Annotated in this window: 19 protein-coding genes; 5 read left to right on the top strand and 14 right to left on the bottom strand. The window is 43.4% G+C overall.

What is annotated here, in order from left to right:
- Positions 1-782: 782 nt before the first annotated feature.
- Together SIO70_RS32330 and SIO70_RS32325 are read left to right on the top strand one after the other, a co-directional pair.
- Positions 783-1082 carry a helix-turn-helix transcriptional regulator gene (locus SIO70_RS32330; protein ID WP_320577928.1) on the top strand — a complete coding sequence of 100 codons (300 nt, stop codon included), beginning with the start codon at positions 783-785 and terminating at the stop codon, positions 1080-1082.
- A gap of 208 nt (positions 1083-1290) precedes the next feature.
- Positions 1291-1860, top strand: a complete 570-nt coding sequence (locus SIO70_RS32325; protein WP_320577926.1) for a hypothetical protein — start codon at positions 1291-1293, stop codon at positions 1858-1860.
- 4 nt (positions 1861-1864) lie between these two features.
- Here the strand turns inward: SIO70_RS32325 and SIO70_RS32320 are convergent, their stop codons facing one another.
- Complete coding sequence (locus tag SIO70_RS32320) at positions 1865-2581, bottom strand: hypothetical protein (RefSeq protein ID WP_320577924.1); 717 nt, start codon at positions 2579-2581, stop codon at positions 1865-1867.
- 401 nt (positions 2582-2982) lie between these two features.
- On the opposite strand from SIO70_RS32320, the gene SIO70_RS32315 reads away from it, so the two are divergent.
- Together SIO70_RS32315 and SIO70_RS32310 are read left to right on the top strand one after the other, a co-directional pair.
- Positions 2983-3402, top strand: coding sequence for a hypothetical protein (locus SIO70_RS32315; RefSeq protein ID WP_320577922.1), 420 nt, complete (start codon positions 2983-2985; stop codon positions 3400-3402).
- Positions 3403-3414: 12 nt separating this feature from the next.
- The gene (locus SIO70_RS32310) at positions 3415-3837 is read left to right on the top strand and encodes a hypothetical protein (RefSeq protein WP_320577920.1); all 423 of its coding nucleotides are present in this window, start codon (positions 3415-3417) and stop codon (positions 3835-3837) included.
- 46 nt (positions 3838-3883) lie between these two features.
- Here SIO70_RS32310 and SIO70_RS32305 read toward each other — a convergent pair whose 3' ends face one another.
- The 5 genes from SIO70_RS32305 to ubiE form a co-directional block, all read right to left on the bottom strand.
- Positions 3884-5416, bottom strand: coding sequence for a YifB family Mg chelatase-like AAA ATPase (locus tag SIO70_RS32305; RefSeq protein WP_320577918.1), 1533 nt, complete (start codon positions 5414-5416; stop codon positions 3884-3886).
- 142 nt (positions 5417-5558) lie between these two features.
- A complete protein-coding gene (locus SIO70_RS32300) occupies positions 5559-6887 on the bottom strand; it encodes a MutS-related protein (RefSeq protein WP_320577916.1) in 1329 nt (442 codons plus the stop codon).
- Between the two features lie 306 nt (positions 6888-7193).
- Positions 7194-8540 (bottom strand): dihydroorotase, encoded by a 1347-nt coding sequence (locus tag SIO70_RS32295; RefSeq protein WP_320577914.1) that lies wholly within the window; start codon positions 8538-8540, stop codon positions 7194-7196.
- A 131-nt stretch (positions 8541-8671) separates the two neighbouring features.
- Positions 8672-9289 carry an outer membrane beta-barrel protein gene (locus SIO70_RS32290; protein ID WP_320577912.1) on the bottom strand — a complete coding sequence of 206 codons (618 nt, stop codon included), beginning with the start codon at positions 9287-9289 and terminating at the stop codon, positions 8672-8674.
- Positions 9290-9348: 59 nt separating this feature from the next.
- Positions 9349-10083, bottom strand: coding sequence for a bifunctional demethylmenaquinone methyltransferase/2-methoxy-6-polyprenyl-1,4-benzoquinol methylase UbiE (ubiE, locus tag SIO70_RS32285; protein ID WP_320577911.1), 735 nt, complete (start codon positions 10081-10083; stop codon positions 9349-9351).
- A 90-nt stretch (positions 10084-10173) separates the two neighbouring features.
- Between ubiE and yihA the strand changes: the two genes are divergently transcribed.
- The gene (yihA, locus tag SIO70_RS32280) at positions 10174-10782 is read left to right on the top strand and encodes a ribosome biogenesis GTP-binding protein YihA/YsxC (RefSeq protein WP_179090955.1); all 609 of its coding nucleotides are present in this window, start codon (positions 10174-10176) and stop codon (positions 10780-10782) included.
- Between the two features lie 556 nt (positions 10783-11338).
- Here yihA and SIO70_RS32275 read toward each other — a convergent pair.
- From SIO70_RS32275 to SIO70_RS32240, 8 genes are all read right to left on the bottom strand, one after another.
- Positions 11339-11755 carry a hypothetical protein gene (locus SIO70_RS32275; RefSeq protein ID WP_320577908.1) on the bottom strand — a complete coding sequence of 139 codons (417 nt, stop codon included), beginning with the start codon at positions 11753-11755 and terminating at the stop codon, positions 11339-11341.
- Positions 11756-11993: 238 nt separating this feature from the next.
- Positions 11994-12467 (bottom strand): ribonuclease H-like YkuK family protein, encoded by a 474-nt coding sequence (locus tag SIO70_RS32270; RefSeq protein WP_083720258.1) that lies wholly within the window; start codon positions 12465-12467, stop codon positions 11994-11996.
- Between the two features lie 184 nt (positions 12468-12651).
- Complete coding sequence (locus SIO70_RS32265) at positions 12652-13020, bottom strand: CoA-binding protein (protein WP_320577904.1); 369 nt, start codon at positions 13018-13020, stop codon at positions 12652-12654.
- 35 nt (positions 13021-13055) lie between these two features.
- Positions 13056-14003, bottom strand: coding sequence for a TIGR01777 family oxidoreductase (locus tag SIO70_RS32260; RefSeq protein WP_320577901.1), 948 nt, complete (start codon positions 14001-14003; stop codon positions 13056-13058).
- Between the two features lie 150 nt (positions 14004-14153).
- Positions 14154-14660 (bottom strand): GbsR/MarR family transcriptional regulator, encoded by a 507-nt coding sequence (locus SIO70_RS32255; protein WP_320577899.1) that lies wholly within the window; start codon positions 14658-14660, stop codon positions 14154-14156.
- Between the two features lie 73 nt (positions 14661-14733).
- On the bottom strand, positions 14734-15120 hold the full coding sequence (locus tag SIO70_RS32250; protein ID WP_320577897.1) for a VOC family protein: 387 nt from the start codon (positions 15118-15120) through the stop codon (positions 14734-14736).
- 81 nt (positions 15121-15201) lie between these two features.
- Positions 15202-16860, bottom strand: a complete 1659-nt coding sequence (locus tag SIO70_RS32245) for a pyruvate dehydrogenase complex dihydrolipoamide acetyltransferase (RefSeq protein WP_320577895.1) — start codon at positions 16858-16860, stop codon at positions 15202-15204.
- A gap of 88 nt (positions 16861-16948) precedes the next feature.
- On the bottom strand, positions 16949-18994 hold the full coding sequence (locus tag SIO70_RS32240) for a DNA polymerase III subunit gamma/tau (protein ID WP_320577893.1): 2046 nt from the start codon (positions 18992-18994) through the stop codon (positions 16949-16951).
- Positions 18995-19045: the final 51 nt, after the last annotated feature.

Below are 19045 nucleotides of genomic sequence, written 5' to 3'. Positions count from 1 at the left end.
GCAGCTTCATAGTTTTTCCGTATTTAGGTTTATAAATAGTTGTTTTGTGCGCGCGTTTTAGTTTTGGTTTGGCCACATACGTGAGTATAGGAAGCCATGCTGGATGGTATCGCGAGATACGGGCCAGTTTCAGTTCACATTTTTTGTTGATAAATGATTATAGGAATTCGTCTCTCCTAACCTGGAATTCTACAGAGTTATTTATTACACCACTTCCTTAATTTGCGGCTTGCTCAGGCATTTACCCCCGCATCGTCCACTGTTTGATTGGTTGTTTTACTGTTCGGTATATCTCCTTATAACTATGGAATTCAGTTTGAAGATAATGAGAATATTTAAATTCTGCATTTTTTTTGAAAAAAAATGATTTTAGGGGGTGGGGAGTGAATGGGAGGGGCATAAATGTCGGTAGAACACTTAATAATGAGGATGGATGGAGGAGATGGTTGGGCAGGAGTTTGTTTGGTTGATTTGTTGGAGGAGGGTTAATTTGTGGATGGTATAGGGATCATGTTTTGGGATAATAGGGGGGGATTTCTGGTGTGTGGGAAGGTGACTGAAGGTAATGATGTGGAGAAAAGCAAGGGATAGGTGTTTTGGATGATTTCATGGTAGGCTGAGTTGAAGTCTTTGTTCGGTTAATCTACTGGCAGGAGTGGCGTTGATTTTCCATGGGGTTTAAGTTATAATATAAATTGTTTATTTTGTAATGAATTGGTTTTTAATATTATGTGATTCAAGTGTTGTTTGTGGAAGTAAACAAATTTGTTTATTTTTTCAGTATGCAAGAACAGCTATCCATATTGAAGGGAATACACCCGGGCATTGTTTTGGAAAGGGAACTTCGAAAAAGAAACCTTACAAAAAGGGAATTTGCTCAATTTATTAACGAGTATCCTCAAACCCTTGGTGCGATTACCAAAGGGAAAAGAAATATGAATATATGGCTTGCATTAAAAATTGAGCATGCACTAAATATAGAGGAAGGATATTTTATGATCTTGCAGGTTTATTATGATATTCAAGAAGAAAAGCGAAAACGATCTGCTAATCAATTACCTGATCTTTCCAAGTTTGATTGATTTCTCACAAGCTGATGAAGATTTTGAGCCTATTTGCCTAAAAGGTAGGCATTGGGAAATAGTTAAACTTGAGATGATTGAATTTATGGAGGTACGTAAATTGTAGATTTTACATCCCACTATGAGAAAAGAACCCATAAACCTAATGGCAGACTGCGCCAGATTTTATCTTTGTTATTTTTTGAACTAGATCGCATATAAAAAATTAATGTCAGCATGTGCCGGTAGAAATGCTATTAAATGCGAAGTTTATATCTCAAATCCCAAGATCCAACTGAAAGTATATCTTATATTGGTTGCTATATCTCATTTTGAAATCAGGGGGCACGATTTGCTATTCATTTGCAAAAAATTACACAATAAAATGCTGGAAATGAATGATAATTCAGGAATATTGATATCAATATTTAAAAGGAAAGGAGGAGAGGGACTATTCACAAAAGTTATAGATGAAAGTAATAGCTCCCCATATAAACATATACTATCTTCTTTAGCCGAGGACGAAAAAGGATTATTAATCTATTATAAAAATGATGATGAGTGGGTATTGTTGACAAATAAGAAGATTGTCACTTCATCAAATGAAATCATTTTTCATAATGATATTGCTAACGTGTCATTTGCTTTGCATGAGGAATATAAGAATCGGATAATGGATAAAAATGATTTTACTCGATTGGAGGTGAGAGACAAAAATAACCGAACTTATATCCTGTGTATTGAAAAGGGTAAACCTTATCATGGATTTTACCAAGTAATACACTTTATGGCAGGTTAGCTATTCAGGATGATACAGGATGCATTTTCAGATTGGCCATGCTATTTACAGCTTGCGTATGGCGGTAGATACGATAGGCATGACGGTATCCTAAGCTGTCTCTAAAGTTCAGGCGAACGCTGATCAAATCCTCGGGCACAGGTGCGGTAAGTTTAATTAGGTCATACTGTTCCAGATCGTCACTATGCGGTTTCAGTTTCTGTTCCAATGGAAGGTAAGCGGCAAAGAAGCGGCATTCCTCGCCTTGGCGAATAGGTTCATGTAAATTGGGCTGGCCTCGCCATTCAAAGTTACCAAAGTTCACCAGCTGATCGAAGCCTTCAAAATAAGCCTGCTGTCCGGAATTACGCACGAAAATCCTAACTCCTTCTTTGTTGAGATAACTCTCCTCTTCAACCAGGAATAACTCAGGCTTTACGCTGGCTTTGGCGATGTTCTCCCGGAGTTGCAGATCCTGCCGCAACAGCTTATTTTGTTCCAACAATTCGGCAGCCTGTTTATCAAGCGATATTACCATGGAAGTAAAAGACGCGATTTGCTGCTCATGCTCCTTATTCTTTTGGAACAGCTTAAAGATACTAACAATAGCTACAGGCACCCCGATTATCACGCCCATGGCGCTGATCCAGTCAGTGATCTTTATCCCCTCCCACAGTTTTGGGTCGTTGAGGTTAAATTGCAGCAAACCGGGAAAGAAATTCAGGTAATTCATGATAAACATTCAGGATTGATTACCTAAATATAAAAAATACCGGCTGTTTCCACAAGCCGGTGAGACCTTTGCGGTGCCAAAGGTCTTATAAGAAAGCAATATTAAGAGCTGCACATTAGAGACTGGATAACTTAAATCACTTTATACATCTAAAATCATTCAAAGAAACGAGAAATTTTTTGAGTGTTATTATGAGTCGTTTTTTTACGAACGTAATTATTAATGTTTAATAATTGAACATTGCAATAGAAAATAGAAAAATATAAGTTGATAAATGATACAGGGGAAATTTCTTATTTAGGAATCAATTATTTGAAGTGATTAAGGGAATTTTGAACCTTTCACATCTATTGGTATATTTGAAATAGGTGAAGTAATTTTATTTTGTTGTTACCTCTTAAATTTATTATATGTCATATCCTACATGTGAAGATGATATTAAAATGATTGAGATTACGGTCTCCTCTATTGAAAATACAGAGAGGTCCATTACCAAAGGTTCTGATGAACATTTAGATTTAATTTTAGATACCAGAGAAGGATTATCTAAAGGTACAATGCTTATCAGAAATGTTGTTGATGATATCGAAAGAAACTTCAATAATTATACGCCTGAAAAAGCTAAGAATCTTTTAGCTAAGATTTTCCCGGTTTTCGGTTTGGCAAAGAGTATTAACTCATTAATTGAAAATTTGGGATTAAGTCATGAGCTGACTACTCAATTGATTTCATTTAATGATGAAGTGAGAGAGCTATTGGAAATGGCTAACGATTTATCACGTTATAAAGCAAATATCTCTACTGACTACAATTCATTGTTCCACGATTAATCCCAACTGGCATTGCCTACTTTTTATACAATTTCCACTGTTAGAAATGATATAGATCGTTATCAGAAAAACGATAGTTACAGCAATTGCTGTAGTGATTTGTGTTCTTTTTTTAAGGATAAATCAATCGAAGAAATATTTGATCAACCTCAAATTCTATATCAGGGTATTGGCTTTAGATATATAAAGTCCAGACTAGATAATTCAAATAATGCAAAAGGAAAAAGTAATGGATACCGTTTGTATTATTATGTTGATAAAACAAAAGGAACAATTACTATCCTTGGATTCTATCCTAAAACGGGTAGGTTTGGAAAGCCAGGTTTAACAAAACAGGAAGAAAAAAATATGATCGAAGAATATAAGGCATCGTATAGATCGGGCACGCTGATGGAACATGAAATAGGTGAAGCTTTTTCATTGGTTGAACAGTAGCTATACGGTTTGTTCCCGATTCAGGGACTAATTTTTTTTGTTTTGTTTACATCCAATAATTCTCTCTGTCAAGAGACCTGAATTGTATCGCCTCTGCAATGTGATCGGATTGAATATGTTCACTGTGAGCCAGGTCGGCGATAGTGCGCGATACTTTGAGTATGCGGTCGTAAGCGCGGGCCGAAAGGTTCAGCGTTTGCATCGCTTTTTTGAGCAGATCAGCACATTGGGTATCCAGTTGAGATACCTTTTTTAATAAGGATGGATGCATTTGTGCATTGTTGTAAATTCCTTTATGTCTATAGAATCGCTGTTTTTGAATGTTCCTGGCGGCGATCACTCTTTCTCTTATTTTATTACTGGATTCGGATGTGGATAAGGCTGTTAATTCCTGGTGAGATACAGGTGTCACTTCTATATGTAAATCTATTCTGTCCATGAGTGGACCGGAGATTTTCCGCATATAGCGTTGGACGGCGCCTGCCGGGCAGGAGCAGGATCTGTCAGGATGATTAAAATAACCACAGGGACATGGATTCATACTCGCAATGAGCATGAAACCGGCAGGGAAGTCGACAGTATAGGTGGCTCTTGATATGGTGACTCTTCTTTCTTCTATGGGTTGACGCATTACTTCTAAAACCGCGCGTTTGAATTCAGGTAATTCATCGAGGAATAATACACCATTGTGGGCTAAGGATATTTCACCTGGTTGCGGTGTGACACCCCCACCTACTAAGGCGGTGTCACTGATCGTGTGATGTGGTGAGCGGAAGGGACGTTTGGTGATTAAAGAGCAATCGAGTTTGCCAGCTACTGAATAGATCTTAGTGGTTTCTAAAGCTTCGGGAAGGGTCATGGGAGGGAGAATGCCAGGAAATCGTTTTGCCAGCATTGTTTTGCCAGCACCGGGAGGGCCGATGAGTAAAACGTTGTGTCCACCGGCGGCGGCTATTTCGAGGCCGCGTTTCACCATGTATTGACCTTTGACTTCATTGAAGTCAAGGTCGTTGGAATTTTGTTGGGAGAAGATGTTGAAGACATCGGAATTCGTGGGGCGTAAGGTTTTAGGATTGTTGTAGAAGTCAATGACTTCTTTCAGGTCGACAGCGCCGTAAACTTTGATGCCGTCTACCATTGAGGCTTCTTTGGCGTTTTGAAGGGGGAGTATGATTCCTTTGAAACCGTCTTTTTTTGCTTGTACGGCTATGGGAAGGGCCCCTTTTATTGGAAGTAAGGTTCCGTCTAAAGAGAGCTCTCCCATGAGTGTATAGTGATTTAAGTTATCAGTTTTGATTTGTTCTGATGCGGCTAATAAACCAATGGCTATTGGTAGATCATATGCAGCACCTTCTTTGCGAATATTCGCAGGCGCCATGTTTACAATGGTTCTGAAGCGGGGAAATATGTACCCGATATTTTGAATGGCAGATTCTATACGGTCTTCACTTTCTTTGACTGAGCTGCCTGGTAAACCTACGATGGAAAAACGGGTGCCTTTGGGTGAGACATTCACTTCTATAACAATGGAGATGGCACTGACGCTTTGCAGCGCACTGCCATAGGTTTTAACAATCATGGATGAAAGAGTTTGTTATTGAATATAACGAAAAAATCTCATCTACTTTTGGCAGGTGAGATTTTTCTTTGGGAAAGATTTTGTAAATTTTATAGATTATTTGCTGTGAATTTTCGGATTATTTTCCTGTGATGGATATCTATTATTTTATTTCATTTAATAAATCCAATACCTTCTCACGTTTTAATATTAAGTAACCAATTTTTTCTTTCGCTATACCATCTTTCAATTGGTATGTAAAGTATAAATTATCATCTATCACATCTGCTTCAAAATACTTGAATCGTATATTAGCAGCATCTTTCAACTCCTCTGCAATCTCATACAGGTGCGTGGATAAGATGAACAGGCAGTTCGTACTTTTCAACAACCCATTGATCACTGCAAGAGAACAATTCTTTGCATCTTCCACATTCGTACCTTTGAACATTTCATCAATCAGTACTAACCATTTTTTTCCATCATTTATTTTGATGATTGTATTTTTGATACGTTGTACTTCATTAAAAAAGAATGATTCTCCTTTAAAGATATTATCCTGCACCTGGATATTACTAAAGATACCATTGAAGAAACTACACTTCATTTCTTTCGCAGGTACGCCCATGCCTATATGAGCAAGGAATACCGCTACACCTACTGCTTTGATGAATGTCGTCTTTCCCGCCATGTTCGCGCCGGTGAGGAACATGAAGTGTGATTGTGGTGTGATCGATACATTGTAAGATACCGGCTTAGGCAGGATCGGATGATAGAGATCTTTGATCTCTACGAACGGATGGGGCGTATCTTCAAATGTAGGGAACTGTAAATTGAAATGACGAATTGCTTTTGCCATTGCATATAATGCATCCAGTCTGCTGTATAAATCTAATAACTCCTGGATCGTCTTACGATGTTTTTTGCGAATGTAATGATCATGTCGCAGGATCTGCATGAATGATGCTGGTCCGGATGCATCTGCAGCGATGATGTCGTTGAATTCCTTTTGGTATAGTAGATGATGCGCCCTGTCTAAAATTTGTTTTAGATCGCGGGGTGTATGTTCTGTATTGTATATGCTGACTAATGAGCGGAATCCTTTGAGCAGGTTGAGCAACTGTGTGAAGGAGAATTGGATGAACCCGTAATCTGAATTGTAGATCATCTTAGTCATCACTGCACTTACTACGAGGGAGAGGCCTTCCGGATTGCTGATAGGTTCTATCTGCGCCTCGAGGTAATTTTCCATCACGACGATCGTACCGTTGGTGATATCTACCGGCCAGCGATCTTCTTCCTGGATTAGGTATTGTAATGCTTTATGTCTTTGCGCTAAGGCAGGTATATCTTTCAGCGGATTTGCATATATCTGCCTGAGGTAATGTCTGCCGCCTGTTGTTGTTGTAAAGTCCAGTTTATGAAACAAAGAAAATTCCTCTTCTCTGTTAAATATTGATAGGTCGTAATAGGTCGTTTTGTCTAATTCCATTGCACAGGCTTTTAGGTGAATATACGGAAATATGTCGCTTTATTTACAGATGAGCAATGTGAAGAATTCCATAAAGAGGGGATAAAAAAACACCCATCCTTTTTGGAGGATGGGTGAATATATTGGTAAAGGCCGTTGTTATTTGTAGAACGGAAGCCATTATGAGTTGTGGAATGGCTTCCTTGGTTATTTGTAGAACAGCGGCCAATTTGATCTTTAGACTAGCGCCTTTTGTTACCTGAAGAATGGTGTTCTTTGTTATCTATTGAACAGTGTTCTAAGTTATCAGTTGAAAAGTAACCCTTATTATCTGTTGAACAACAAACGTTGCCCTTTCTCACTCTCATTAAATTTACCATTCTCATATGCCAAATGACCACTTACAAATGTATGTGTCACGGCTGCAGGGAATGTATGTTCTTCGAGCGGAGACCATCCACATTTGTAATGGAGGTTGTTCTTTTCCACCATGGTGGCCTGTTGCAGGTCTACGATCACACAGTCCGCAAAGTATCCTTCACGCAGGAAACCTCTTTCTTTTATCTGGAAACAGATAGCGGGCGCATGCGCCATTTTCTCTACCACTTTCTCAAGGGTGATATTGCCTTTGGATACATGTTCCAGCATCATCAGCAGACTGTGCTGAACCAGAGGAACGCCGGATGGCGCCTGTAAGTAAGGTTGTTGTTTCTCTTCCCAGGTGTGAGGAGCGTGGTCGGTGGCAATGATGTCCAGACGGTCGTCGAGCAAACCTTGCCAGAGGCCATGTTTATTGTGTGCTGCTTTGATAGCAGGGTTACATTTAATAAGATTGCCGTAGCGGGCGTAATCATCTGCAGTGAAGTACAGGTGATGTACACATACCTCAGCGGTAATACGTTTTTCTGCCAGTGGCAGCATATTGCTGAACAACTGTAATTCCTTCTCTGTAGAGATGTGCAGGATGTGCAGACGGGAATTGTGTTTTTTAGCAAACTGGATAGCTACCAATGAGGACTCGAAACAACCTTCTTCGTTACGGATCAGGGGGTGGTAAGCGGCGGTGAGGTTTTCCGGACCTACTTCCTGTTTGTATTTTTCGAGATTGGTTTTGATAATCTTTTCATCTTCGCAGTGGGTGGCTATGAGTACTTCGCTACCACCAAAGATGCGTTCGAGGGTGATGAAGTTATCCACCAGCATATTGCCGGTAGAGGACCCCATGAATATTTTCACGCCGCAGATACGGTCTTTCTTTTCGTTTGTTTTCAGTACTTCATCAGCGTTGTCGTTGGATACGCCCATGAAGAAGGAGTAGTTGGCCAGGGAATGGTTGGCACCGATGGTGTATTTGTCTTCCAGCAGTTCCTGGGTGAGGGCGGCGGGAATGGTGTTAGGCATTTCCATAAAGCTGGTGGTACCGCCGGCTACAGCTGCACGGGATTCCGTGTAGATAGTAGCTTTGTGGGTAAGGCCGGGTTCGCGGAAGTGCACCTGGTCATCGATAACACCGGGGAGGAGGTGTTTGCCTTCGCCGTTGATTTCAATGTATTGTCCGCTGACGGTGATCTGCGGAGCGATTTTTTCTATACGGCCATTGCTGATGAGGACGTCCTGGACAGTGGTACTGCCTTCGTTTACTACGGATATATTGCGGATGATATATGTCTGCATGCCGCAAATATAGTGCAAAGAAAGGTTTGTTAACCTGTCAGGAAAGGAGGTTTGTTATCATTCCATGTTTGGGAAGAAAAGCCACCAGAGGTAGTGATAGGTGGTTGCCTTTCACTTACGGGTGTCATTTATTAACCTTCCAGATGGATAGAGAACACGATCATTCTGGACTTCAGGGATTGAATCACGTTGGAGTAACGGAGGTTTTTATCTTTCACCTGCATATTTGACAAACCATTACTGATTTTAAACTCTGGTGAGAAGATAAAGCTGGGGAAATAAAATTCAAAACCAGCGCCGGCTTCATAGCCATAGTCACCCGCTTTGATTTTTACAAGATCCTCTGCGCGACGTGCACGGGCATTGGAAGCCAGGTCATAATCGTATTTCAGACCAGCGATCACGTATACGCGCATATTATCGATACGGTCGGATTTGAACTTAACCTGTAAAGGGAATTGCAGGAGGATGGATTCGATATTTTTAGTGGTCTCCCTGGTAGGGAAATTTTCTCTGTAGTATAAGTTTTTCGAGGCGAATGACAATTGCGGATTAAGGCGAAGGTCAAAATATTCGCTCAGGCGTACGTTGCCCAGCAGCCCGAGGTTGAATCCAAAGGACTTGAGGGGCTCTACTACCATGATAGAGTCCTGATGCAGAAAAACAGCATCGTGGAGGAGTTTGAAATTAGAGTTGTTGGCCGCGAGTGTGATACCAAAGTAATAGGGTTTGGCATCATGTTCTTCCATATTCAGTACGGTTTGCGCGTGTGCGCCCCTTGTATTCCATAGGATAGCCAGTATCAGTACTAGCGGGAAGCGCAATAAATAGAGCTGATGCCGAATGTGAGTTTTTTGCATGTCACTGCTTGAAAGCCGGTATTAGTTAAAATATTACACATTTCCTGACCTTGTGGGAACGCTTTCACAGATTCGGGAAGGTAGCTATATGCTGCCTCACTCTTTGCAATCCATTTTCCGATCAGGGGTGTAATATAGCGAAAATACAAATTATATAATTGTTTAATAGGAAAAACTGTTGGATTAGAGAATTCTAATATTACCAATTTTCCGCCCGGCTTTAATACACGCAACATTTCCGCCAGTCCTTTTTCCAGATTTTCGAAGTTGCGAACACCGTATGCAACCGTTATTGCATCAAACGTATTATCAGGAAAACTTATTGTTTCGCTATCTCCCAGCTGCAGGGTAATTTTGTCAGAGAGGCCCAGATTATTGATTTTTTCCCGACCGAAAGAGAGCATACCTTCGGAGATATCTATACCGGTAATGGTGTCAGGATTCAGCATTTTGTTGGCCATGATGGCGAAGTCGCCGGTACCGGTAGCCACGTCCAGCATCTTTTTGGGTTGGAGTGATTTCAGCAGTCTGAGGGCTTTTTTACGCCACATGATATCGATCCCGAGGGACATAAAGTGGTTTAAAAAGTCATAGCGATGGGCAATATCATTGAACATTGTCGCTATTTGTTCCTTCTTGCTTAATTTTGACGCGGCAAACGGTACTACTTTCTTGTCTGACATAGCCCGCAAAGTTAGGGTGTTCTTGTTGATAAGTAAAATGCTAAAAGTCATGTACGGGGCCATTTTTTATTTTTTTTGAAAAAAGAGATTATGATTATAAAGTCTGCAGAATACCTGATTAGTAATGTTGAGTGGGATAAGTGCCCTACTCCGAATCTGCCGGAGTATGCTTTTATTGGCAGGTCAAATGTGGGTAAGTCCTCATTGATCAATATGTTAGCGAACAATGAGAAGTTAGCAAAGACTTCCGGAACGCCAGGGAAGACGCAGTTGATTAATCATTTTGTGATTAATAAGGATTGGTATCTGGTGGATTTGCCGGGATATGGTTTTGCAAAGGTGAGTCAGTCTCAGCGGAGAAGTTGGGAGAAGATGATTGAGAATTATTTAAGGAAGCGGCAGAATCTGGTGAATGTATTTGTGTTGATTGATAGCAGGCATACGCCGCAGCAGCTGGATCTGGATTTTGTGAATCAGTTGGGGGAGTGGCAGATTCCTTTTAACCTGGTATTTACGAAGGCGGATAAGAGTACGCAGGCGGAGACGAGTAAGAATGTGAAGGCATTTTTGAATAAGTTGAGGGAGAGTTGGGAGTTTTTGCCGGCGAATTTTGTGACGAGTACGGTGAAGAAGATGGGGAGGGATAAGATATTGGAGTTTATTGATGAGATGAATATGCAGTTTAGGGCGATTGCGTAAACCGGGTGCAGGTCGGGGAGAGATGGTGGGCTATGTGGATGAATATATAGTTTAGGGCGATTGCGTAAACCGGGTGTAGGTCGGAAGAGATGGTGGACTATGTGGATGAATATATAGTTTAGGGCGATTGCGTAAACCGGGTGCAGGTCGGGGAGAGATGGGGGACTATGTGGATGAATATATAGTTTAGGGCGATTGCGTAAACCGGGTGCAGGTCGGGGAGAGATGGTGGGCTATGTGGATGAATATATAGTTTAGGGCGATTGCGTAAATCGGGTGCAGGTCGGAAGAGATGGTGGACTATGTGGATGAATATATAGTTTAGAATGATTGTGTAAACCGGGTGTAGGTCGGGGGAGATGGTGGGCTATGCGGATGAACAGGCGGTTTAGGGCGATTGCATAAACTAGGGGCAGTTTAGGATGATTGCGTAAACCGGGTGCAGTTTAGGATGATTGAAGGAGGAGCGCGGGCCTGCCCTGAATAGATAAAATAAACATACAGTTCAGGTAATTACCTAAACTGTATACCATATTATTTAAATAAAGGGGCGCTGTTACAGTGCTCCTTTATTTTTTACACGAACATAAGTGGCTTTAACCCCATCAACCATATGTACAGCCGATAGATATAGTGTATCAGCAGAGGTGCAAAAGGTGCAGCTGTAAATTCTTGGATTCCAGGGGTCTTTGTCAGAGACCAGGTAAGGAAGACGGTCAGCTTTGAAAGCCATAAGGAAAGACTCCCGGTTCACGAGGGTATCGTGACGGTAAGTGAGCATAGTATTGCCATTGAAGGTAATGGTATTGAGCGCGCTACTATCTACCAGGCTAAGATGCTTGCCGGAGACGGTTTGTATCAGTCGCCAGCTACCCTGAAGTTTGCTGGATGGGTTGTCTGCAAGGTTCTCTTTTTTGCAGGCAAAGGTTGCTAATATCGCTACTAGTGTGACAGTGACAGAAATGGGTCTCATTTTGATCCCTTTATTTTATTGTAGGTTAGGTAACGATATAAGTTACGAAGAATTTTTGAAAAATGAGAAGGTGAGGTGCCAATTGTAGCGAAGGAGGGGGGATACAGTGGGGGGGCCACTTTAACATAACATTCGGGAGGTAGTAGAGGGGGCGGTTTTTAAAATTTTATGGGGGATAAAATCCCTGGATGTGTGAGCACACATCCTAAAACCATGAAAGCGATGTGAACTACGTTTGTCAGTTGACTACCTTATCGGCACAGCAACTGCTGGCAAACGCGTCTGGCTTGGCTTTGAAGGCGAAGCCCATACCCAGTATATAACCCATGGCTTCGCGTAAAGCCAGGTTACTTTTAAACTGGGGGTTGGTGTTGATGTCTGCATGTACTTCCATGTCTACGTCATATTTAGTAAACATGTCACAGAGTTCGTAGGCGATTTCGATGCTTTTGGCTACTTCTATGAGCATGCGCTCTTTGATAGAGTAGACGTCGCGGGTTTTTTCATTGTGAATGAACATAAAACCTCCATGTCCTTCGCGCAGAAATACAATAACGGTAGCGAATTCTGTGTCAGCGCCTTTGACCTGGGAGTCGGTGCCGATACATACTTTCAGGTGAAAGCCTTTTGCGGTTTCGCGGATGATAGCCTCGCGGACTTCTTCCTTAATTGGCAATTGGATTTGTTCGCCGTTGAATCTTCTCCATTTCATGATTATATATGATTAGAGTGAAAAGGCGGTGTTGATGTAGTTAAAGCCAGTCGATGATTTAGTGCCGGGCTGATGGGGATATTAGGATAACCGAATATACAACTTATTTGGGTAGGTTGAGTATGGTATAAATGTAAAGAGGGGGACTGCAAAAGCAATCCCCCTCTTTTTATGAAAAAAGCAATCAATATTGTCCGGTACTGAGGAGTACCAATGTACAAGCTTCTAATGTATCAATCCCTTTATCTTCCGCCATTTTCGCTAATTCGTCATTTTCAGTACCAGGATTGAAGATGATGCGTTTGGGATGCAAATTCATGATATAATCATAATATTCCTTTTGGTTCCCAGGGTTCATATACAGGGTTACTGTATCCACATCTTCCTGCGAAGTGTGGTCGGTAACAATGGGAATACTTCCAATCTGAGCAGCCCTTTTACCAATAGCTACCACCGGATGCCCATTGGCCGCCAATCTATTCACAGCCAGGAAACTATATCTGTCAGGATTAGGTGATGCACCCAATACCACGGTTTTTTTCTTGTCGCTCATATTTATATAATATCAAACTTTACACCAGATCATTGTTAGAAGAGGTGATACCGTCTTCTTGGCAGGCTTTGTATAATGTTTTCCATAGCGGGTTTCAGGTGGGGATACTGAAATGTAAAGCCAGCCTGTGTGGCGCGGGTAGGTAGTACCCACCTGCTTTTCAGGAGTAATTCTGCTTCTGTGCCAATGAGACAGGCGCCGATTTTCAGCATCCAGGTGGGGGCTGGCAGACCGAACAGGTGGCCGGCAGCTTTGCGTAACGTGCGCATGAATTCACGGTTAGTGGTAGGGTGTGGAGCACTGCAATTGAAGGTGCCTTCGAGGGATGGGTTTTCGAAAATCCATTCCATCATACGGGCTACATCTGTGATATGTACCCAGCTGAAACGCTGTTGGCCACTGCCCTGGTAACCACCCAGGCCAAATTTTACCAGGTTCAGGTAAGGGGATAATACACCTCCTTCGGCACCGATTGTGATGGCGATGCGTAATACAGCTTTGCGCACACCTGCGGGTACGGTGGCTTCGTTGAAACCTGCTTCCCATTTTTTGCAGACCTGCACAGAGAAGTCGTTTTCTATTTCACCATTGAATTCATCCATGGGATGATCTTCTGCATGGCGGTAGATGGTGGCAGAAGCGGCGTTGATCCAGACTTTTGGGGGATTGGGAATGGAACGAAAGGCGGCGGCTATGACGTCGGTAGCGTTGGTACGACTGTCGAAGATGGCTTGTTTATTTTCGGGGGTGTAGCGGCAGTTGACAGATTTACCGGTGAGATTAATGAGTAGGTCGGCATTTTCGAGGTGGTGTACCCAGTTGCCGAGGGATTTTCCATCCCAGGAGGCGTAGGAGACACGGTCATGGGCAGGGAGAGGGTGGCGGGTGAGGATGATGATGTCGTTGTCATGGCCGAAGTAGTGAGTCAGGCCTGTGCCGATGAAGCCTGTGCCGCCAGCGATGATGATCTTTTTGTTTTTCATATTCTGAACTTTCAGTAATTATTGAAACATGTTTTGAAAAAAGAAGGCGGAGGGCCGCCTTTGATTAGTTGAAATGCCTGTAGGATGAGCTTTCAGGCAAATGGTTTGAAAGAGCTTCAGACTGTTTGTCCTGAAGACCTTTCCAGTTAATTATTTAAACAGCTTAATCAGGGTAGAATAAAACCAGTTTTCATCTGCTTTTACAAATAAACTCAGGGTTTTATCTGTCTGATGCGCGAATTTGTTTATTTCAGTAATAGAATCTTTGAAAGATTGCACGTGCTTGTCTTTTGGATCTCCTTCTACTTCCTGGAGTTGATCCAGGGTTTTGAGAATCGGTTCCAGTTCACGTCGTTTTCTTTCCCTGGCTATTTCCTTGGCGACTTTGTAGATGTCTTTTTCGGCAGTGAAATATTCTTTTCTTTCGCCGGGAACGAGGACACGATCTACGATACCCCAGTTGATGAGCTCACGCACATTCATATTGGTATTGCCACGTGAAATATTCAGTTCTGCCATGATTTCGTCTGCACTCAGTGGATCAGGCATGATCATTAGCAAAGCGTGAATTTGGGCCATAGTCCGGTTGATTCCCCATTGCGCTCCGAGTGAACCCCATGTCTGGATGAATTGTGCTTTTGCTTCCGATAATTTCATTGCTTCCTTATTGATAACATAAAGGTATATTATGTTTTTGAACTTTCAAAAGTTTGTGAAAACTAATTGAAGATTAGGTACGGGAATGGAGCGCGATGCGGTTGCCGTCGGTGTCGTAGATGATGGCGAAGAAGCCGGGGAGGGGGATGTCGGAGATGGGGCGTTTGTCAAGTTCAATTTTGCCACCGGCGGCTTCGACGCGGTCGAGGATGGGGGTGAGGTCTTCGCCGGCGTTGAGGTAAATCAGCGCTCCGCGTTGGCTGGGGAGGTATTCCGTGCCATGGACGAGTGCGCCGCCTGCACCAGTGGAGGAGTCGAAGGGGAAGAAGGCCATTTTTTTGAATCCGGAAGTTTGTTCGGGAAGGTCGCAGCCAAGGATCTGGCTGTAGAATTTCTTTGCTCTGTCGAAGTCGTGGACAGGGATTTCGAACCAGTTTAATGCATTCCTGAGAGGTTCCATTGTGACTGGATTTAGTATAAATATAAATAAAAAAAGCGGCTTCCTACAGGAAGCCGCTTTTCAAAATTATATCTTGTTGGACTATACCAGCATTGTAACCGGGTTTTCCAGGTAACCTTTCAGTGTCGCGAGGAACTTCGCACCTACAGATCCATCTACACTACGGTGATCACAGCTCAGGGTCAGTTTCATGATATTAACAGCCTTAAACTGTCCTTTCTCAGATACTACTGTTTCCTTGATACCACCAACAGCCAGGATCGCAGAATCCGGAGGATTGATGATTGCAGTGAATTCATCGATACCCATCATACCCAGGTTAGAGATAGTGAAGGTATTACCAGTGAAGTCCTGTGGTTGGAGTTTCTTGTTTTTAGCTTTGTCGTACAGACCTTTAGCATCAGCTGCGATCTGGCTCAGAGATTTCTGGTCAGCGAAGCGGATAACCGGTACGATCAGACCATCTTCGATTGCTACAGCGGAACCGATGTGTATGTGGTGGTTCTGGCGGATGAAATCACCCATCCAGCTGCTGTTCACATCAGGATGCTGACGCAGGGCCAGGGCAGCTGCTTTGATCACCATATCATTGAAGGAGATCTTAACAGGAGATACCTCGTTAATTGCTTTACGGGCATCCATTGCCTTGTCCATATTCACATCCACTTTCAGGTAGAAGTGAGGAGCAGAGAATTTGCTTTCGCTCAGGCGCTTAGCGATCACTTTACGCATCTGAGTAAGCTGAATATCTGTGTAACCTTCCTGGCCGGCAGGTGCAAAAGCTGGTGCTGTTTTCGCAGCAGCAGGTGCAGCAGCGGTAGCGGTAGCAGCAGGTGCTGCAGATGGAACGAATCCGTCCACATCTTTCTTCACGATTCTACCGTTATCGCCGGAACCAGGTACTTTATTGATATCGATACCTTTTTCCTGCGCCAGTTTCTTAGCCAGCGGAGATGCTTTCACACGACCGTTAGCGTCAGCAGCAGCTTCAGGAGTTGCTGTCGGAGCTGCATTTGCAGCAGGAGCAGCAGTTTGAGCGGCAGGAGCAGCAGCGGCAGCAGCTGGTTTAGCACCACCCTGACCTTCAGCAGCCAAGATAGCCTCCACATTTGTACCTTTCTTACCTACGATAGCGATAATACCATTTACTTTGGCAGCATCACCTTCTTTTACGCCTACATATAATAATTCACCGTCAGCGTAACCAATTACTTCCATGGTCGCCTTGTCGGTTTCCACTTCAGCCAGTACGTCATCGCTTTTCACGGTGTCGCCTACTTTCTTATTCCAGGCAACGATTTTACCTTCTGTCATCGTATCGCTCAGGAGTGGCATACGGATTACAGTAGCATTTTTCAGCGCCTCTGCAGCAGCAGCATTATCGGCAGCTGGTGCCGGAGCAGCATTATCAGCAGCTGGAGCTGGTGCCTGAGCTTCCTGTTGTGCAGGTGCGGCAGCCGGAGCTGGAGCAGCACCACCCAGTAAAGACTGGAAGTCTTCACCCGGTTTACCAACAATAGCTATTACTTCATTTACTTTAGCAGCCTTTCCCTTCTCTACACCTATATATAATAACGTACCCTCTACATATCCCATCACTTCCATGGTGGCCTTATCAGTTTCCACCTCAGCAATTACATCGTCTGCTTTTACGGTATCGCCTACCTTTTTATGCCATTCCGCGATCACCCCTTCTGTCATCGTGTCACTCAAAAGGGGCATTCTGATAACTTCTGCCATAGTATTTTTCCAAATTTTGCTCAAACCTACAAAAGAATTGCGAATTGTGAAAGTCGTATTCGTGATCTTCTGCTGATTATAAACGGTATTAAAAATCGAGTTCCAAATTTAGTTTGTCTTTCAACTCTTTCACAAGTGGATATTTTTCTACCATCTTCGCAAATTTCTCACGGCTGGATAAAGGCGCAGGGCCAATATCCGCTGTTTGCTGTGATTCGTCGAGATGTAATGTCAGTACCAGCCCGTTGTTTCGGAATTTCTCTTTGAAGAAAGCCGAGATGGACAATTTTTCTTCTTCCATGAAGCGGAATTGCACAATATTTCTGCTGGTAATTCCGATCTCTTCAGGTCCGTTCATGGAGATTGCAGCCAGTTGTAAGTTGCTTACGACTGTCATTTTGTTAGCCTGACGGAAGCGGTCGATAAATTCTTCCCAGTATACATGCAGGGCACCCAGGGTCATCGGAATGATTTCCTGTTTGGTTTCAGTGGATTGGGATGCTGCAAAGGCCTGCTTCATGGCTGCCAGACCTGATACCTTTGGTACATTGGCCGCTGGTTGGGCAGGTTTGGAAGTTGCTTGTCCGGAGGAGGTTTGAGCAGGTGTTGCATGCCCGGATGCCGTATGGGAATTGGCTGCTTGTCCGGAAGGTGCCTGAGCATAAGCAGTCTGCCCGGAGGCTGTTTGAGAATTCGTTTGTCCGGAAGCGGTCTGAGTATAAGCAGTCTGCCCGGCGGGCGTCTGCGCATGCGACTGTCCGGAAGATGATTGGGAATACGCAGTCCGCCCGGAGCCAGTTTGAGAATTCGTATGCCCGGAAGCCGTTTGAGAAGAATTATATGAAGTATGCTGTGCTGCTGTATTTTCTATAGTAAGCTTTGGCTCATTAGCAGCAATTGATGCACTTGTAGCTGGCTGGCCTGCTTTGGCAGGGGTGGCTTGTGCGATCGGTGCCCGAAGCTTTTGCGGTGCAGAACCGTCAGCTACCAGTTTTTTTTTTACTACCTCCCCGGTTTGGTCATCGCTGACTAAGTTCACTGCCTGTTGCAGGAAACAAAGTTTGATCAGTGCCATTTCCACATGAAGACGTTTGTTGCGCGCCATGCGGTAGTTGATCTCCGTTTCGTTCAGCAGGTGGAGGGCGGTGATCAGGTAAGATGGACTCAGTTTGCCGGATAACTGGCGGTAGCGGTCTTTCAGGTTACCACTTACTTCTACCAGGTGGAGGACTTTGTCTTCCTTGCACAACAGCAGGTTGCGGAGGAATTCGGCCCAGCCATTGAGGAAGTTGTCTCCTTCGAAACCTTTCTGAAGGATTTCGTCAAAGATGAGGAGGGCAGCAGCTACGTCCTGTTGCAGTACTCCATCCATGAGTTTGAAGAAGTAATCATAGTCAAGGATGTTGAGGTGCTCCAGGGTATTCTGGTAGGTGAGCTTTCCGCCGGTGAAAGAGACGATTTTATCCAGGGTACTGAGAGAGTCACGCATACAGCCATCGGTCTTTTGCGCTACGAGGTGCAGTGCGTCGTTTTCGGCCTGAATGTGTTCTTTCTGACAGATTTCCTGTAAGTGATCCACGGTATCCTGAATGGTGATGCGCTTGAAATCGAAGATCTGGCATCGGCTCAGGATGGTGGGGAGGATTTTATGTTTTTCGGTGGTAGCCAGGATGAATATTGCATAGGAGGGTGGTTCTTCCAGCGTTTTCAGGAATGCGTTGAACGCGGAGGAACTGAGCATGTGTACCTCATCTATGATATAGATTTTATATTTACCCGCTTGAGGAGCAAAGCGTACCTGTTCTACAAGGGTACGGATGTCATCTACTGAGTTGTTGGAGGCGGCATCTAATTCATGGATATTGAAAGAGCTGCCTTCGTTGAAGGAAACGCAGGAGTGACATTGGTTGCAGGCCTCGCCATCGGGTTGGAGATTTTCGCAGTTGATGGTTTTTGCCAGGATACGGGCACAGGTAGTTTTTCCCACACCGCGTGGACCGCAGAACAAAAAGGCATGCGCAAGTTGGTTATTGCGGATGGCGTTTTTGAGTGTGGTGGTAATGTGGGATTGTCCTACTACTGTAGAAAAGTTCTGTGGTCTGTATTTACGGGCAGAAACGATAAAATTCTCCATATTCAAAGGCTATTCACGAAGGCCGAAAGTACAGAAAATTCAGGAGAAATG

The organism is Chitinophaga sancti (assembly GCF_034087045.1).
Classification (GTDB): Bacteria; Bacteroidota; Bacteroidia; order Chitinophagales; family Chitinophagaceae; genus Chitinophaga; species Chitinophaga sancti_B.
The sequence above is the reverse complement of the archived record's forward strand: the minus strand, read 5'-3'. Positions and strand labels throughout refer to the sequence as shown.

Bases quoted from the DNA above. Each gene is read 5' to 3' on its own strand.
- SIO70_RS32250 (WP_320577897.1), bottom strand. From the start codon at position 15,120: ATGGAACCTCTCAGGAATGCATTAAACTGGTTCGAAATCCCTGTCCAC.
- SIO70_RS32290 (WP_320577912.1), bottom strand. From the start codon at position 9,289: ATGGAAGAACATGATGCCAAACCCTATTACTTTGGTATCACACTCGCG.
- SIO70_RS32325 (WP_320577926.1), top strand. From the start codon at position 1,291: ATGTCAGCATGTGCCGGTAGAAATGCTATTAAATGCGAAGTTTATATC.
- SIO70_RS32305 (WP_320577918.1), bottom strand. From the start codon at position 5,416: ATGATTGTTAAAACCTATGGCAGTGCGCTGCAAAGCGTCAGTGCCATC.
- SIO70_RS32300 (WP_320577916.1), bottom strand. From the start codon at position 6,887: ATGGAATTAGACAAAACGACCTATTACGACCTATCAATATTTAACAGA.
- SIO70_RS32260 (WP_320577901.1), bottom strand. From the start codon at position 14,003: ATGAAAAACAAAAAGATCATCATCGCTGGCGGCACAGGCTTCATCGGC.
- SIO70_RS32265 (WP_320577904.1), bottom strand. From the start codon at position 13,020: ATGAGCGACAAGAAAAAAACCGTGGTATTGGGTGCATCACCTAATCCT.
- SIO70_RS32255 (WP_320577899.1), bottom strand. From the start codon at position 14,660: ATGAAATTATCGGAAGCAAAAGCACAATTCATCCAGACATGGGGTTCA.
- ubiE (WP_320577911.1), bottom strand. From the start codon at position 10,083: ATGTCAGACAAGAAAGTAGTACCGTTTGCCGCGTCAAAATTAAGCAAG.
- SIO70_RS32245 (WP_320577895.1), bottom strand. From the start codon at position 16,860: ATGGCAGAAGTTATCAGAATGCCCCTTTTGAGTGACACGATGACAGAA.
- SIO70_RS32320 (WP_320577924.1), bottom strand. From the start codon at position 2,581: ATGTTTATCATGAATTACCTGAATTTCTTTCCCGGTTTGCTGCAATTT.
- SIO70_RS32315 (WP_320577922.1), top strand. From the start codon at position 2,983: ATGTCATATCCTACATGTGAAGATGATATTAAAATGATTGAGATTACG.
- SIO70_RS32275 (WP_320577908.1), bottom strand. From the start codon at position 11,755: ATGAGACCCATTTCTGTCACTGTCACACTAGTAGCGATATTAGCAACC.
- yihA (WP_179090955.1), top strand. From the start codon at position 10,174: ATGATTATAAAGTCTGCAGAATACCTGATTAGTAATGTTGAGTGGGAT.
- SIO70_RS32270 (WP_083720258.1), bottom strand. From the start codon at position 12,467: ATGAAATGGAGAAGATTCAACGGCGAACAAATCCAATTGCCAATTAAG.
- SIO70_RS32330 (WP_320577928.1), top strand. From the start codon at position 783: ATGCAAGAACAGCTATCCATATTGAAGGGAATACACCCGGGCATTGTT.
- SIO70_RS32295 (WP_320577914.1), bottom strand. From the start codon at position 8,540: ATGCAGACATATATCATCCGCAATATATCCGTAGTAAACGAAGGCAGT.
- SIO70_RS32240 (WP_320577893.1), bottom strand. From the start codon at position 18,994: ATGGAGAATTTTATCGTTTCTGCCCGTAAATACAGACCACAGAACTTT.